Genomic DNA, 17,073 nt, shown 5'->3' with positions numbered 1-17,073 from the left:
TAATTTACTGAGGCCTTGGAAGGCAAGCGAGATAGAAGCGTTTAATTTCTTGATCGCAACTCACATCCCTAGGCTCAATGGGCCGCTGTAAGGTGATGCCCTCAATGGTTTTGCAACGACTTAAAGCAACATAAACTTGCCCCGAAGCAAAAGCGCCTGATGAAAGATCTACTTTGATCTTATCAAGGGTCTTTCCTTGGCTTTTATGAATTGTTACAGCCCACGCAAGCATGAGCGGTATCTGTACATAGGTACCAATAATGCTTGGAGAGATTTTCCCTGACATCATGTCATGGTCATAACGATACGATTCCCATTGGTGACCAGTGACCTCAACCGTATTTGAGTATGGTCCGTTTTGAACCATCACTTTGACCTTATCCGGCAGCATCTCTCGCACCACCCCAATTGTTCCATTGACCCAACGCTTTGGAAAGCCCGGATCGGTAGCGGTGAACATTACCTTCGCACCTACTTTAAGAGTAAGTTGATTGGGTGACGGCAAGTTTCGATCATCGACATTGAACTTTCCGGTAGTTTTACCCGCATAGACTTTGGCTTCTGTCTCAATCGCTCTAAGCCCAGCCGCATTAATCTGATCAGCTCTTGCGTTGGTAGTGGTCAGGGTAATAGTTTGCTCATCTACTTGATGATCCTTGCGATAGCATTGGGCATTCAATATATCAATCGCTTCATCAGCATCTTGATTAATTCGAATTTGATTCAACAGACTAGCAAAGTGCTCATCTTTTTGGCGGAAGATCTTACTCAACTCCACCATCGTGACATCTTTACGATGAAGTGCCATTGCACAAAAGAAATAAGGGCCATCATATCCACGATCTGCTAGCACTTGCATGTCGGCAGCAGAAACTACTGGCGGCAATTGAAACAGATCACCCACAAACATCACCTGAATACCGCCAAAGGGCTTTCCTTTTTGCGGACCATTCTCGCGCAAGAACAAATCCATCGCATCAACTACATCCGCACGAACCATCGAGATTTCATCAATGATTAATAAACGAATGTCTTTATAAAGTCGCTTGTCACGCAATGGTTTGATATCTTCTTCGGGGAAAATGAGGCGTGGCGGCAAACGAAAGAATGAGTGGATTGTCACGCCCTTGACTTGCAGAGCGGCCACTCCTGTTGGCGCGACGACAACGACATTACCTGAAACAGTTTCTCGGAGATGGCCGATCAGAGTAGTCTTACCCGTGCCCGCCTTGCCGCTTACAAAGATATAAGGGTCGCCACGATCAATCGCCTCGATAACCGCCTGGTAATCAGGCGTAATTTCTATTTCAGAAGAATCGGCGATTGGCTTGTTTGTGTTATTCATCTATACAGTGCAAGCCATGCATTTCTCCGCTTGGGGAGTGCTTTATTGATATTTTGGGGCGAACGACGGGACTCGAACCCGCGACAACCAGAATCACAATCTGGGACTCTACCAACTGAGCTACGTCCGCCTCTGAAGAAGGTGAAATTATAGCCTTTTTAGCCAAAAAGCCGCCAAAACGGCCCTATTCTGCGGTCTCAAGCTCAAATGCAGCCCAATCGCCAAGGGTTAGGCTGGCATCAATAAAGAAGTCTGCGATTGCAGCCTTACTTTGCACTTTGGCCAATGCATGGTGATCTGAGAGACGTTGGCGCCAATAGCGTGAGCCTGCCCTGCCATGGGCTAAGCCCAAAATATGTCTTGTAAATGCGCCGATATAAAAGGGCTTGTTCTTCTCCCTGCATTCATCAAACCAAGCCTGCACCTGCTTAACCAGCGCTATCTGAATGCGATGCCACTCCGTCTCACTAAAGAGATAGCCCGCTGCATCACCATCGGTACTAATTAAATCATCCCAGCCCAAGATCATTGCGGGAAAGTGATATGCTGCTCTGCCCACCATAAAGCCATCAAAATCATTCCAAAGACCAGCAATTTGCTCATTCGACTCTAGGCCGCCGTTGAGTAGAACTTTTAAATCGGGGAATTGCTTTTGTGCATCTAAACGTAATTGAGTCGCCACTTCGTATCGCAAGGGAGGCTTGCTGCGATTCTCTTTAGGAGATAAGCCTTTAAGTACCGCATTACGCGCATGGATAGTTACTTGACTTGCCCCAGCATCAGCCACCGACAAAATAAAATCGAGCGCAAACTGATAATCAGTTTTTGAAGTGGATGCGTCCATGGAGTCCAGTCCCAACCGATGTTTTACCGAAATAGGAATATCAACTGCATCTTTCATCGCTGTGACACAGTCAGCTACCAACTTAGGCTCTGCCATCAGACATGCACCAAATGCCCCGCGTTGAACGCGCTCAGATGGGCAACCGCAATTGAGATCGATCTCATCGTAGCCCCATTGCTGGGCTAACTCAGCTGATTTTGCTAAATCGTTGGGCTCGGACCCCCCCAATTGCAAAACTACAGGATGTTGATCCTGCGAATAATCCAAATGACGTGGCACATCCCCATGAATTAGCGCACCAGTAGTCACCATCTCTGTATATAAGACAGCTTCTTTGCTAAGCGAACGGTGAAAAGAGCGGCAATGACGGTCGGTCCACTCCATCATAGGGGCAACCGCAATGCGCTTCTTTGGTGAACTATTCATGAACTTCTTTAATTAAGTCGATGGCCTATTTTAAAGGCATCAGGGCAACCGAAGTTGCCCTGAACTAATACTGTTGGGACATGGTTGCCCTATTTCATCTTATCGAGCTTGGCCTCTAGTTCTGCAGCTAAATCGAGGGCCCCCATATATCCAGACTTGAGATGATTTGGTAGATCTGGGTCGCCAACCATTGAACCCAAAGTTTCAACGAGGCTAAAAACAATTCCCTTTGCGGCGCCAATCGCAATAGCATTGCTCTTTACAGCTTGATCAATATGATTTACTGCATCTAAAAAGTAATCATGACCTGGCAAACCATCAGGACCCAATTCTTCTTTACCCATAATGATTACTCCTTATTTAATTAATGTAATAACTTCAATTTAATCCGAATTTTAATTCTTGACCACTGCAAAATTCTCTGTCTTCACCTGTTATGGGGTCTTTAAAAGAAATTTTCTTAGCTAATAGCTGCAATGGTTTTGTAAAGTCGAGTTCGTATTCTTGATATGGCGTCAGGATTGGGTAGATCTGATCGTTTTTAATTGGGACACCAAGCGCATCCAGATGAGCACGTAGTTGATGCTTTTTACCACTACCAGGGATTAAGCGATATCGAGCCCATGGCCTACTTTCCTCAATGAGCTCAATTCGCGTATCAGTATTTGTCTCACCCTCCACTTCTTGCATTTGTAGAAAATGTCTTGATTCCTCTAGGCGACTACGATAAGTGAATGGGAGTTTCTTGCTAAGCTCTTCTGAATAAGGTGCAATAGCCTCATACAGCTTCATTACCACTCGATCCCGAAAGAGATTCTGATATGGCGCCCTCTCTTCAGGATTAATTGAGAAGATCACCAAACCTGCCGTATCTCGGTCTATGCGATGAATTGGGCTAAGCGTCTGAATTTGCGTCTTTTTCTTTAAGCGATTCAGAAGTGTTTGATGCAAATACAAGCCACTGGGGGTCACTGGCAAAAAGTGAGGCTTGTCCGCGACCAGCAGATGCTCGTCCTGAAAAAGAATCTTTTCCTCAAATGGAATTTCAGGTTCACGAGCCAGCCTTCTGAAATACATCAAATGTGTATTGGGTCGATATGAATCATTTGCCCCTAGCGGATGGCCATCAGAATCTATAATTAAGCCTTCTGCAAAGCGACTCTCCCACTCGGCCACTTCAATATGAGGAAATTGGGCAATGAAGAATTGCAATAAATTTGAGTGTGATTCATCGGCCGGCAAATACACGCGTGATGCCGATACCCCCTCAGAATTAATCGCAGTCATTGCCCTAGATATTCTTCTTAGATTACTTTCTGAATTACTTCTTAAGCTTTGCTAATGCCATCGCCATCGCATTATTCATTAGGGGCGCTTGCCTCCGCTCTTCTTGCGGCCTTTTAACCTCGCCTTGCTTTGGACGATTTGGTGACTTATGCTCTGGCTTTGAGCCAGACTTAGGTGCTTCATCTGATAGGCGCATGGTTAAGGCAATACGCTTACGCTTTTCATCTACCTCAAGCACTTTTACCTTTACAACTTGGCCAGCCTTAACAACTGAATGCGGATCTTTAACAAAGGTATTAGACAAAGCCGAGATATGAACTAACCCATCTTGGTGAACGCCAATATCTACGAAAGCACCAAAGGCGGCAACGTTGGTCACCACACCCTCCAAGATCATGTCGACCTTCAAATCTCCAATAGTCTCTACACCCTCTTTAAAGGTGGCGGTTGTAAATTCTGGCCGCGGATCTCGCCCTGGCTTTTCTAATTCCTTCAGGATATCGGTGACTGTCGGAACACCAAACTGCCCATCTGCGTATTTCTCAGGCGATAGCGATTTGAGAAGGTTTGCATCTCCAATAACTTCTTTAACGCCCTTCTTAATGTCTTTAAGAATTTTCTCAACCAATGGATAGGATTCTGGGTGAACAGCGGATGCATCCAAAGGATCTTGTCCATTCATGATGCGCAAGAAACCCGCTGCCTGCTCAAAAGTCTTTTCGCCTAAGCGAGGCACACTCTTTAAATCCGCCCTAGACTTAAAAGCGCCCTTGCTATCACGATAGGCAACGATTCCATCTGCTACCGTGGAACTTAAACCCGAGACCCTTGCTAATAATGGAGCTGAAGCAGTGTTCACATCAACGCCGACCGCGTTCACGCAATCCTCTACAACCGCTACCAATGATTTTGCTAGCTGTGTTTGCATTACATCATGCTGATACTGACCTACACCAATCGACTTTGGATCGATTTTGACAAGCTCAGCCAAAGGATCTTGTAATCTTCGTGCGATAGATACTGCGCCACGCAAGGAAACATCCATTCCCGGTAATTCTTTTGAAGCATATTCGGATGCTGAATACACCGAAGCGCCCGCCTCTGAAACCACAATCTTTGTAAGACCCAGTTCAGGCTTAGCCTTAATTAAATCCTGCGCCAACTTATCTGTTTCTCTAGATGCTGTGCCATTGCCAATTGAAATTAGCGTTGCTTTATGCTTTTGAGCTAATTTAGCTAAGGTCACTAACGAGCCAGCCCAATCATTCTTAGGTTGATGTGGATAGATCACATCCGTATCAACTACCTTACCAGTCTCATCGACCACCGCAACCTTTACGCCAGTTCGCATACCAGGATCCAAACCAATAGTAACCCTAGGTCCAGCGGGTGCAGCCAGCAATAAATCCTTAAGATTACGAGCGAACACATTGATCGCTTCGGTCTCTGCACGCTCGCGCAAGGCAGTCATAAGCTCGGTCTCAAGATGCATAGAGCATTTGATGCGCCAGGTCCAGCGAACGGTATCAGCTAGCCAAGCATCCGCAGGTCGACCTTCATTCTTAATTTTGAAATGATTTGCAATGCGTTGCTCACACGGATTGTGTGGGGAATCCCATTTTGGTTTTTCTTCTTCGCTATCTAAACGTAAGCTCACCATCAGCATTTGCTCTCGACGCCCCCGAAATAACGCCAGTGCCCGATGAGATGGAATCGCTTTGATAGGTTCAGAGTAGTCAAAATAATCGGCAAATTTCTCGCCCTCTTGCTCTTTGCCAGCAATCACCTTGGACTCCACTACGCCGTGGTCTTGCAAATAAGTGCGCAATGATTGAACCAATCCAGCATCCTCAGCAAAACGCTCCATCAAGATTTGACGGGCACCCTCCAAAGCCGCTTTAGTATCGGGCACACCAGCATTGTCACCCTGCTCTGTTTTAAACGCCTCTTTAATGTAATTCGCCGCCTCAATCTCAGGATCAAGATTTGGGTTAGCAAGTAAATCGTTGGCAAGGGCCTCTAAGCCCGCCTCTAAAGCTATCTGAGCCTTTGTTCTGCGCTTAGGCTTGTAGGGCAAGTAAAGATCCTCAAGACGCGTCTTATCTTCTGCCAGCATGATGGCTTTAAGCAACTCAGGCGTCATCTTACCCTGCTCTTCAATAGAAGCCACAATAGTCTTACGTCGCTCTTCAAGCTCACGCAAGTAACCTAAACGTTCTTCCAATAGGCGCAACTGCGCATCATCCAGTCCACCTGTAGCTTCTTTGCGATAACGAGCAATAAACGGTACTGTCGCACCCTCATCTAATAAGGCAATCGCAGCAGCTACCTGATTGGGTTTAGCGGATAACTCTTGGGCAAGACGTTGTTCTATTGATGGCAGCATGAATTTACTTTGATAGGTTATCTTTACTTTGTTTCTTTGCTTCGCATTCTTTTTATTGAATATCGAATTTAATGAAGTACAAAAGCCACCCGTAGGTGACTTTTGTGGTGATGCTAAGTTAGCTTATTCGCGTGATGCTTTTTTACGCTCATGCTCTTTGAGATAGCGCTTACGAATACGAATGCTTTTAGGCGTTACTTCAACCAATTCATCATCATCGATAAACTCAACGGCATACTCAAGATTGAGTGCAATCGGTGGCACCAAGCGAACTGCTTCATCAGTACCAGAGGCACGAACGTTGGTTAGCTGCTTGCCTTTAATTGGGTTAACAACCAAGTCGTTATCGCGACTATGAATACCGATCACCATACCTTCGTACAATGGATCTCCAGGGCTCACGAACATACGGCCACGATCTTGCAATTTCCATAACGCGTAAGCAACCGCTTCACCATCATCTTGGCTTACTAATACGCCGTTATGACGCTCACCCAAAATGCCATCCTTAGCGGGCGCATATGAATCAAACGTGTGACTCATCAAACCATTACCACGAGTCATGGTCATAAAGTCGCCTTGGAAACCAATCAGGCCACGCGCAGGAATACGGTATTCCAAACGGGTACGACCTTTGCCGTCACTCACCATATCGAGCAATTCGCCTTTGCGCTTACCCAAGTCTTCCATCACGGCACCTTGAGTAGTGTCTTCAAGGTCAACCGTCAAGTTCTCGTACGGCTCCATCTTGACACCATCTTCTTCATGGAAAACCACGCGAGGACGTGATACTGCTAATTCATAGCCTTCGCGACGCATTGTCTCAACCAAGATAGTGAGGTGCAATTCACCGCGACCAGATACTTCAAATACGGTGTCATCGTCAGTATCTTTTACGCGCAAAGCCATATTAGATTTGAGCTCACGATCCAAGCGCTCACGAATTTGACGGCTAGTAACAAACTTACCTTCACGGCCCGCTAATGGGCTGGTGTTCACCATGAAGTTCATGGTTAAGGTTGGCTCATCAATCTTGAGCATTGGCAATGCTTCAGGCGTATCAGGTGCACATACAGTAGTACCGATAGCCAAATCTTCAATACCGTTAATCAATACGATATCGCCCGCTTGCGCTTCATCAACCAATTCACGCTCTAAGCCACGGAACTTTAATACTTGATTAATACGGCCCTTACGTTGAACGCCTTCTGGGCCATCCATAAAGACTACATCCATGCCTGGCTTCACAGTGCCACGATTGACGCGACCTACACCGATCTTACCGACATAAGTACTGTATTCAATAGAAGTGATCTGCAACTGCAAAGGACCATCAGGATTGTCATCACGTACTGGCACATGCTTGAGTACCGTGTCAAACAAAGGTCGCATATCTCCTTCGCGCACATCATCAGTCATGCCTGCATAGCCGTTCAAGCCAGAGGCGTAAACCACTGGGAAATCTAACTGCTCTTCTGTAGCACCTAATTTGTCAAACAACTCAAAAGTAGCATTAATCACATAGTCAGTACGAGCACCTGGGCGATCTACTTTATTGATAACAACAATCGGCTTGAGTCCAAGAGCCAATGCTTTCTTGGTAACGAAGCGAGTCTGTGGCATTGGGCCTTCAACAGCATCAACTAACAAGAGCACGCCATCAACCATTGACAGTACACGCTCTACCTCACCACCAAAATCCGCGTGCCCTGGTGTATCAACGATATTAATGTGAGTGCCATCGTATTCAACCGCGCAGTTTTTGGACAAAATGGTAATGCCGCGCTCTTTTTCAAGATCGTTTGAGTCCATGACCCGTTCGGCCACTTTCTCATTTGAGCGGAAGGTACCAGATTGACGCAAGAGTTGGTCAACTAAGGTAGTTTTACCGTGGTCAACGTGGGCGATGATGGCGATATTACGAAGTGCGCGTTTAGTCATGTGAAGCTTCTAAAGTTAAAGATAATAAAAATGGATAGTTGGTTCTATTCGGTTTGTCTTAATGTGCCTGCGAAATAAGTCGCTTTGGGTGCAATACCCCAGAACGCCAATCGGCAGTTCCAATAAAGTTATGTGGTGCGGCAGTGGCGCGATAAATACGCACCAATGCTTCGATAGACGGCAAATTGAGCGGCACGCGCTGACCCATCTCCAAGCGCTTTGCTTGCTGCTCATCAACCGTTAAGTGAGGCAAAGTTTGCAAAAGCGCATCGACTGGAAGAATATAGCTAGAACTATCGTGTACAGCCTGTTGAATCGACTCGATCGTAAATGATTGTTCTAAGCTTAAGTGACCCACTTCTGTTCTGCGTAAGCCGACTAAATGGGCGCCACAACCTAAGGCATTTCCCAAGTCTTCAGCTAAAACACGAATGTAAGTACCTTTACTGCAAGTCACCTCTAAAGTTGCTTGCGGCCACTGAATATCAGTCCAACGAATTTTGTGAATAACGATATCGCGTGGGTTGCGCTTAAGCTCTACTCCAGCACGTGCATACTCATACAAAGGTTTACCATCGCGCTTTAATGCCGAGAACATTGGAGGCACTTGTGAGATTGCCCCAGTAAATTTTGGCAACAAGGCATCTAATGCTTTTTGAATATCAGCTGAATTATCAAAAGTAGGCAGTGGCAACTCTTCAATCACCAAACCTTCCGCATCACCTGTATCGGTGCGGGAGCCAAATTTAACTTGAGCAACATAAGTTTTATCTGCTTCAAGTAAATCTTGCGAGTATTTAGTGGCCTCACCCAAACAAATAGGGAGCAAACCTGTTGCCATCGGATCTAAAGTACCAGTGTGACCCGCTTTTTCAGCGTTGAATGCGCGCTTGACAGCGGTGACTGCACCCTGAGAACTCATTCCTGCTGGCTTATCAAGCAAAACCACTCCGTCAATCCGCGTGGACATATTAAGGATTCTCATCCTGATGATCGCTTTCTACTGCCTTATCGATCAATCTCGACATTTCGATGCCATGCTCAACAGAGTTGTCATAATGAAAATGCAAAGTCGGTACGGTATGAATGTGCAAACGCTTGAATAGCAATGAATGCAAATAACCGGCCTTTTCTTGCAAGGCATTTAATGCATGCTCAGGCTCAGCACCCAATACAGTGAAAAATACTTTGGCATGAGCCAAGTCCGGAGAGAGCTCAACACTTTGTAAAGTAATCAAACCTAAGCTAGAGCTACGCAACTCGCGCGGAATAAGCTCAGCCAGGTCTCGCTGAATTTGATCGGCGAGACGCTGGTTACGATGCGGGCTAGTCTTATGCATATTGACTACAACTTACAGAGAACGAGCAACTTCGGTTACTTCAAATACTTCGAGTTGATCGCCTTCTTTAATGTCGTTGTAACCTTTTAGCGACAGACCGCACTCAACGCCGGCGCGAACTTCTTTTGCATCATCTTTAAAGCGTTTAAGCGAATCCAATTCGCCAGACCAGATAACCACGTTATCACGCAAGAGACGAACGCTTGATGTGCGTTTAACAACGCCGTCAACCACCAAGCAACCCGCAATTGCGCCAACTTTAGATACTAAGAAGACTTGACGGATTTCGACCAAACCAGTGACTTCCTCTTTCTTATCTGGAGTCAACATACCGCTCAGAGCGAGTTTCACTTCATCTACCGCGTCATAAATGATATTGTGATAACGAATATCCACACCATTGTTCTCAGCTAACTTACGCGCAGCAGCATCAGCACGTGAGTTAAAGCCAATAATGACTGCCTTAGAAGCAACTGCCAAGTTCACGTCAGTTTCGGTAATGCCACCCACAGCTGCGTGAACAATCTGCACCTTCACTTCTGGCGTAGAGAGCTTTAACAATGATTGTGACAACGCTTCTTGAGAGCCCTGTACGTCCGCCTTGATGATCAATGGCAACAACTTCGCCTCAATCGCACCCTCACCCATGTTTTCCATCATGGTCTCGAGCTTGACAGCCTGTTGTTTTGCCAGCTTCACATCACGGAACTTACCTTGACGGAAGAGCGCAATCTCACGAGCCTTACGCTCATCTGGCACAACCTGAACTGTTTCACCAGCGGCAGGCACTTCTGCCAAACCTTGAATTTCCACTGGAATAGAGGGACCAGCTTCATTACAAGGCTTACCGTTTTCATCCAACATCGCACGAACACGACCAAAAGTAGAGCCAGCCAACAACATATCACCGCGCTTGAGCGTACCTGACTGAACTAGTACGGTTGCCACAGCACCCTTACCTTTATCCAATCTTGCCTCAATCACGAGACCTTGAGCAGGCGCATCTTTAGGAGCTTTCAGTTCCAAGATTTCTGCTTGCAAGAGAACGTTCTCTAATAATGCATCAATGCCTTCGCCTGATTTTGCAGACACAGGAACAAATGGCACATCACCACCGTATTCCTCTGGAACCACTTGCTCAGCAACTAATTCTGTTTTTACACGCTCAGGATTAGCTTCAGGTTTATCAATCTTGTTAATTGCAACGACTAAAGGAACTCCACCTGCGATTGCATGATGAATTGCTTCTTTGGTTTGCGGCATCACACCATCGTCAGCTGCAACTACCAGAATCACAATGTCGGTTGCCTTCGCACCACGAGCACGCATTGCGGTAAACGCTTCGTGACCCGGAGTATCGAGGAAGGTAATCATGCCGCGTGGTGTTTCTACGTGGTATGCGCCAATGTGCTGAGTAATACCACCAGCTTCGCCAGAGGCGACTTTTGCAGTACGAATCTTGTCAAGCAAAGAAGTCTTACCGTGGTCAACGTGACCCATTACCGTAACCACTGGTGGGCGTGGCAATAGCTCGGCATCATGACCTTCAGCGCCAAGATCTAAGTCTGGATCATCCAACTTCGCAGCATGGGCACGGTGACCCATTTCTTCAACGAGAATCATCGCAGTATCTTGATCAAGCACTTGGTTAATGGTGACCATTTGGCCCATACCCATTAACAACTTAATAACTTCAGCACTCTTCACCGCCATTGCATGAGCTAACTCGGCAACAGTAATTGTTTCTGGAACGTTTACATCGCGCACGATAGGCTCAGTAGGCACCTGGAAATTGGTATCCACGTTTGCTTCAGCGATTTGACGTTGCTTCTTGCGAGCTCCGCCAGTACGCCATCCGCCCACACCACCAGAAGTATCACCACGAGTTTTCAGGCCACCGCCAGGCTTTTTGGCGCCCTCTTCTTGCCAGGTTGATGATGTTTCAGAAGACTTAATCGTCTTACCGCCGACCTTTGCTGGTTTTTTCTTATCTTCCGCGCCTTCTGCTTTTGCAGGTTTGTGCAAAGTACCTTTTTTCGCTTCTTCAGCAGCAACTTCGCTTGGTGCCTTTAAAACACGCGCTGGCGCACTCATCATGTCGCGAATTGCTAAAGCTTCCGCCTCAGCAGCGGCGCGTCGAGCACGAAGATCGGTCAACTCTTTTTCTTTGGCAGCGGCTAATTCTTTTGCCGCTTTATCCGCTTGTGCTTTTTTCTCAGCCGCAGCTTCAGATGCTTCTTTTGTTGCTTGCTCTTCTTTTTCCGCTGGAGTTGCCGCCTCTTTTTGACGCGCCTCTTCAGCAGCTTTCATTTCAGCTTCTTGACGAGCCAATAACTCAGCTTGGCGAGTTGCTTCCGCTGCACGCTTCTCCAACTCTTCTTCTGTCAGAATTGGTTTAGCCGGTGCAGCTGTAGCAGCCTTCGTTGGCTTTGAGGCTTCAGCAGCAGGAGCTGCAGCCTCATCTCCACGCTTTACCAAGACTCGCTTTTTACGAACCTCAACTTGCACGGTTCGAGTACGTCCGGCAGAATCCGCCTGACGAATTTCAGAGCTCTCACGCTTAATTAAAGTGATCTTTTTACGAGCGCCCGCCTCAGCATTTCCATGAGCTTTTTGTAAATACTCAAGTAAGGCTGTTTTGTCCTTATCGGTAATGCTCTCGTCCTCAGAACCTTTATCGATCCCGGCTGCCTTTAATTGCTCTAAGAGGTCAGCCGAAGTTCTTTTCAGCTCCTTAGCGAGTACTTTTACTGTTGTTGTTGCCATGTACTACTTCCTCTCATGAAGTAAACCAATGTTCGCGCGCTTTCATGATGAGCGTTTTCGCAGTATCTTCGTCAATTTGTGTTGCCTCAACCAGCTCATCAACAGCCAGTTCAGCGAGGTCATCACGGGTATGCACTTGATTGTCAGCAAGCTTTGCGATCAATTCAGGAGTCATGCCTTCCAATGAGCGCAGGTCTTGAGACACTTCGCCAATACGCTCTTCTTTTGCCAATTCCATGGTTAACAAGGAATCACGAGCGCGGGTACGCAACTCATTTACGGTGTCCTCATCGAATGAATCGATTTCTAACATTTCAGAGAGCGGCACATAAGCCACTTCTTCCAATGTATTGAAGCCCTCTTCAATCAAAATATCAGCAACCTCTTGATCAACATCCAACTTATCCATAAACAACTGACGTACAGATGAAGCTTCTTTTTCCGTCTTCTCTGCAGACTCTTCAGGAGTCATGATGTTGATCTGCCAGCCTGTCAAATCGCTCGCCAAGCGAACGTTTTGACCGCTACGGCCAATCGCGATTGCCAAATTCTCTTCGTCAACTACCACATCCATCGCGTGACGCTCTTCGTCAACCACGATGGAGGATACTTGTGCTGGAGCTAAAGCGCCAATCACAAATTGCGCTGGATCTTCAGACCATAAAACGATATCAACCGCCTCGCCAGCAACTTCATTGCGCACTGCAGTAACGCGAGTTCCACGAACGCCTACGCAAGTTCCAATTGGATCAATACGTTTGTCATAAGTGATAACAGCAATCTTCGCGCGTACGCCTGGATCACGAGCAGCACCCTTAATCTCAAGAAGACCCTGCTCCATCTCTGGAACTTCATTCTCGAATAACTTAATCAAGAACTCTGGGCAAGTACGGGAAAGTTCAATTTGTGGACCGCGTGCTTCACGATCCACTTTCAAGATATATGCGCGTACACGATCGCCAGAACGCAAGTTCTCTTTTGGAATCATCTGATCACGGCGCAACAATGCTTCAACACGACCTGATTCAATAATCAAACCATTTTTGTCGGCACGCTTAACAGTACCCGTCATGACTTTCTCGCCACGTTCGAGGTAATCATTCAAAATTTGCTCGCGCTCAGCATCACGAATGCGTTGCAGAATGACTTGCTTTGCAGCTTGGGCGCCAATACGTCCGAAAGCCAAAGATTCGATCTGCTCTTCAATGTAGTCTCCTACTTCGATGTCAGAGATTTGCTCTTTTGCCTCGAATTGCAAAATTTCCTTATCCGGCTCTTGTAGACCAGCTTCATCTGGCACTACCAACCAGCGACGGAAGGTTTCATATTCACCTGAATCGCGATCGATCGATACGCGAATATCCACGTCTTCGGTTGCATAACGTTTCTTTGTGGCTGATGCCAACGCCATTTCAAGCGCCTCAAACACAATCGCTTGATCAACGTTCTTTTCACGCGCTAGCGCGTCTGCCAACATGAGAACTTCTCGGCTCATGACTTTCTTCCTTTGAAATCAATAACAGGGACCAACCGAGTCTTATCGACCTCGGCTAAAGAAAACTCCAATTGAGACGGCTGACCATCAGCTGCCTCGAACACCAAACCAAATTTCGCATCAGGCGAATCCAATTCACCGCTCAGCAAACCTTGCAACACACCACGAAAATTTTTACGGTTGCCAACAGCAACACGCAACTTCAAATCCACCTCCATACCAGCGAAACGGTCAAAATCTGCAGCACTCTTTACTGGACGATCCAAGCCTGGAGAAGAAATCTCTAAGCGCTCGTAAGGAATGTTTTCAACTGGCAAGGTGTAACTCAATTGATGGCTCACCTTTTCACAGTCCATTACCGTGATCAATCGTTCGTAGTCAGGGTTTTCGATTGTGACGCGCAGCAAACCGCCGGCTTCGCGCTCGATATCCACCAGCGTGTAACCTAGGTTTTCCAACTCTGCAGCAATGATCTGCTGATCTCTCACAATTTCCTTCAAACTAAAACGGCAAAAAAAAATGGGCTTCAAAGCCCATATTCTCGAAATTCAGAACAGGCCGACTTACGTTGATCGCAACATCAGTCGGTAACAACACTTGCAACTATTTGTGTTGCAAGACCTAAATTGTAGCGGATTTTTGGAGGGATTTCTAGGGAAAACTGTTAAAAATCAGAAGCTTTCGCTGGGATTTCGAGGTTTTCTAGGGCCCTTATGAAAGGGTTTTTTACCTTTTGGCGCACCCCGTTTAGGACCATTGCCAGGATTTTGGGGGTTCCCAGTGACAAAAGCAGATTGGCCGTGGTGGACCTTTTTGCCCTTATTTCGACCTTGGCCATTACCGCCCTGACCTCCTTGGCCACCTTGACCAGGTCTACCGCCCTGTGTCCGTCCACGGAAAGGCCCACGACCATCTCCAGAACCGCCGGATTTGGCATTTTTACCCTGATGAGTCATGCCATGGTGACCGCTAGCCAGAGTTAAGGCATCGCGTGAGCCCCAATAAGAAACTGAGGTTTGCATTGGATCGGGCTGGAAATCTTCCGCGGAAGGATTGCGACCTTGCCCACCTGAATGAGAGCCGCGATTTTTATCTTGCGCCTGAGGCACTTTCAAGCCAGCCGATTTCATCAAACTTGCTACACCTTCAGGAGAAACTTCTTCCCACTTACCGCGACGCAAACGTGGGGGCAATAAGAACATGCCGTAACGAGTACGAATCAAACGAGAAACTGTGTGGCCCACCGCCTCAAACATACGACGCACTTCGCGATTACGACCTTCAGTAAGCGCAACGTGATACCAACGATTAGCGCCGTCGCCACCACCCATTGCTAAACGCAAAAATCGTGCTTGGCCATCATCGAGTTTGATGCCACTCTTCAGTTGCGCGGTATTATCCTGACTCAATTCACCCAAGATGCGCACAGCGTATTCACGCTCAACGCCATAACGTGGGTGCATTAAACGATTCGCCAATTCACCAGAAGTTGTAAACAGCAACAAACCTTCGGTATTAAAGTCTAAGCGCCCTACCGCAATCCAGCGGCCTTGTCGTGGCTTTGGTAAACGATCAAATACAGTTGGGCGACCCTCTGGATCTGACTGGCTCACGATCTCACCAGCAGGCTTGTGATACATGATCACGCGCGGTGGTTTTGTTTGTATCTTGCGATGAACTTGTTTGCCATTAATACGTACTTGATCTGTTGGTCCAATGCGTTGACCGATATGGGCAGGCAAACCATTCACTGACACGCGACCTTGAATAATCAAATCCTCCATGTCGCGGCGTGAGCCCATGCCAGCATCAGCCAGCACCTTGTGTAACTTAACAGTGTCTTCGTCTTCCGCTTCATCATCCAACCCATCAAGATCAGACCAAACTTCATCACGTAAGCTCAAAGGCAATTCGTCAATATTGGCAAATTGCAAACTACTCATTTCTTCTTCGGTAGGCGCATCAGAGTCTTCATCCTCACGCGAACGTTGAGCACGTTGCGCACGACGCTCCGCTCCAGTCTGATGCGAGATTTCATTCTCATTCAAACCTTCGGGATTCTTTACCTCAACTACTTCAGGAGCATCCAATGCCGCGTCAAATTCACCAGATACTACGGAAGCAAATAAAGCCTCTGCCTCTGCTGGATTGGGGGCGAACTTAGAACCCTGATTGCTGCTGCCTTCGCGAGGACCATTTTGCTGATCCCCCTCGCGACCATCGCGGCGTTGCTTATCTTTATTGAATGGGCGCTTCTTATTAAAGGGGTGTTTACCCGTTCCTGCGCGTCGCGGATGACGTGGACCCCGATCTTCACGCGAGCTACGCTCACCATTTTCCGATTGATCGGCGCCTGCTTGTGAGGACTGATGATCGCTATGGTTTGAAGCTGCTGCGGGAACTACTGGGGTTGAATCGTTTTCGTTAGAGCTTGTCATTACAAATTATTTTGTTTCGTCTGCTTGCTTGTCAGACTCAGGGCTTATTTCTTCTGCGGTTTCTTCTGTTGCTTCTTGCGTTGGTTCTTCTGCTGCATCTTCTACCACTGCTTCTGTATTTTCTTCACCAGCTTCTGTGCTTTCGGTGATTTCAGAAACTTCAGATTCTTCGATAATTACTGTCTCTACTGTTGCGCTTGGATCAAACTCAATTACTGCTTGACCTAACTGTTCTGCGGCAGCCATTGGCGCAGCATCTTCCAAGATTGGCAGGCTTTGTAAATTGGTGAGACTCAAATCATCTAAGAATTGTTTTGTAGTGGCGTATAAACCTGGACGACCAACGGTGTCTTTATGGCCAATCACTTCTACCCAGCCACGATCTTCTAATTGCTTCATTACGTTACTACTCACAGCAACGCCGCGAATCTCTTCGATCTCGCCACGGGTTACCGGTTGGCGGTAAGCAATAATTGCCAAGGTTTCCAGCACGGCACGTGAGTACTTTGGTGGCTTCTCTGGTGTAAGGCGATCCAAATACTCGCGCATAGACAAACGACTTTGGAAGCGCCAGCCAGTTGCGATATGCACAAGCTCCATGCCCTTGTCATCCCAAGCGCGCTGCAACTCTACGAGTGCTTCATCAATATCTGCTGTAGTGATGTCTTCTACAAATAGACGTGACAGGTCAGCTACAGTGAGCGGCTCCTGAGCACACAGGAGAGCTGTTTCAATAACGCGCTTGTTATGATCGTCCATAAAAATTGGGCTATCAGGAATTTCCTGATTAGACTCTTATCAATGT

Annotated in this window: 13 protein-coding genes and 1 tRNA gene; all 14 read right to left on the bottom strand. The window is 47.0% G+C overall.

All coding sequences use genetic code 11. From position 1 onward, the window contains the following. Positions 1-4: 4 nt before the first annotated feature. The 14 genes from DCO17_RS10535 to scpB all read right to left on the bottom strand — a co-directional run bounded on the left by DCO17_RS10535 (position 5) and on the right by scpB (position 17,027). A complete protein-coding gene (locus DCO17_RS10535; protein ID WP_173955578.1) occupies positions 5-1,345 on the bottom strand; it encodes an ATP-dependent DNA helicase in 1,341 nt (446 codons plus the stop codon). A gap of 54 nt (positions 1,346-1,399) precedes the next feature. Then, positions 1,400-1,475: transfer RNA gene (locus DCO17_RS04400), tRNA-His, on the bottom strand. A 54-nt stretch (positions 1,476-1,529) separates the two neighbouring features. Beyond that, positions 1,530-2,615: a tRNA dihydrouridine(20/20a) synthase DusA gene (dusA, locus tag DCO17_RS04395; RefSeq protein WP_173955577.1), complete on the bottom strand. Its 1,086-nt coding sequence runs from the start codon at positions 2,613-2,615 to the stop codon at positions 1,530-1,532. Between the two features lie 89 nt (positions 2,616-2,704). Further along, entirely contained in the window at positions 2,705-2,959 is a 255-nt protein-coding gene (locus DCO17_RS04390; RefSeq protein ID WP_173955576.1) for a hypothetical protein, read from the bottom strand. Positions 2,960-2,993: 34 nt separating this feature from the next. Next, on the bottom strand, positions 2,994-3,902 hold the full coding sequence (locus tag DCO17_RS04385) for a pseudouridine synthase (RefSeq protein WP_173955575.1): 909 nt from the start codon (positions 3,900-3,902) through the stop codon (positions 2,994-2,996). 34 nt (positions 3,903-3,936) lie between these two features. Beyond that, positions 3,937-6,288, bottom strand: a complete 2,352-nt coding sequence (locus DCO17_RS04380) for a Tex family protein (RefSeq protein WP_173955574.1) — start codon at positions 6,286-6,288, stop codon at positions 3,937-3,939. A 123-nt stretch (positions 6,289-6,411) separates the two neighbouring features. Next, entirely contained in the window at positions 6,412-8,229 is a 1,818-nt protein-coding gene (typA, locus tag DCO17_RS04375) for a translational GTPase TypA (RefSeq protein WP_173955573.1), read from the bottom strand. Positions 8,230-8,287: 58 nt separating this feature from the next. Next, a complete protein-coding gene (gene truB, locus DCO17_RS04370; protein ID WP_173955572.1) occupies positions 8,288-9,199 on the bottom strand; it encodes a tRNA pseudouridine(55) synthase TruB in 912 nt (303 codons plus the stop codon). A 1-nt stretch (position 9,200) separates the two neighbouring features. Beyond that, complete coding sequence (gene rbfA / locus DCO17_RS04365; protein ID WP_173955571.1) at positions 9,201-9,569, bottom strand: 30S ribosome-binding factor RbfA; 369 nt, start codon at positions 9,567-9,569, stop codon at positions 9,201-9,203. 12 nt (positions 9,570-9,581) lie between these two features. Then, positions 9,582-12,335, bottom strand: coding sequence for a translation initiation factor IF-2 (gene infB / locus DCO17_RS04360; RefSeq protein ID WP_173955570.1), 2,754 nt, complete (start codon positions 12,333-12,335; stop codon positions 9,582-9,584). A 13-nt stretch (positions 12,336-12,348) separates the two neighbouring features. Beyond that, positions 12,349-13,830: a transcription termination factor NusA gene (gene nusA / locus DCO17_RS04355; RefSeq protein ID WP_173955569.1), complete on the bottom strand. Its 1,482-nt coding sequence runs from the start codon at positions 13,828-13,830 to the stop codon at positions 12,349-12,351. Further along, positions 13,827-14,318, bottom strand: coding sequence for a ribosome maturation factor RimP (gene rimP, locus DCO17_RS04350; RefSeq protein WP_173955568.1), 492 nt, complete (start codon positions 14,316-14,318; stop codon positions 13,827-13,829). The genes nusA and rimP overlap by 4 nt, the downstream gene beginning before the upstream one ends. Before the next feature lie 183 nt (positions 14,319-14,501). After that, entirely contained in the window at positions 14,502-16,268 is a 1,767-nt protein-coding gene (rluB, locus tag DCO17_RS04345) for a 23S rRNA pseudouridine(2605) synthase RluB (protein ID WP_173955567.1), read from the bottom strand. A gap of 6 nt (positions 16,269-16,274) precedes the next feature. Further along, positions 16,275-17,027 carry an SMC-Scp complex subunit ScpB gene (scpB, locus tag DCO17_RS04340; RefSeq protein ID WP_173955566.1) on the bottom strand — a complete coding sequence of 251 codons (753 nt, stop codon included), beginning with the start codon at positions 17,025-17,027 and terminating at the stop codon, positions 16,275-16,277. Between the last annotated feature and the right edge of the window lie 46 nt (positions 17,028-17,073).

Source organism: Polynucleobacter tropicus (genome assembly GCF_013307225.1).
GTDB classification, from domain to species: domain Bacteria; phylum Pseudomonadota; class Gammaproteobacteria; order Burkholderiales; family Burkholderiaceae; genus Polynucleobacter; species Polynucleobacter tropicus.
This window is presented reverse-complemented; position numbering and strand designations above follow the sequence as displayed.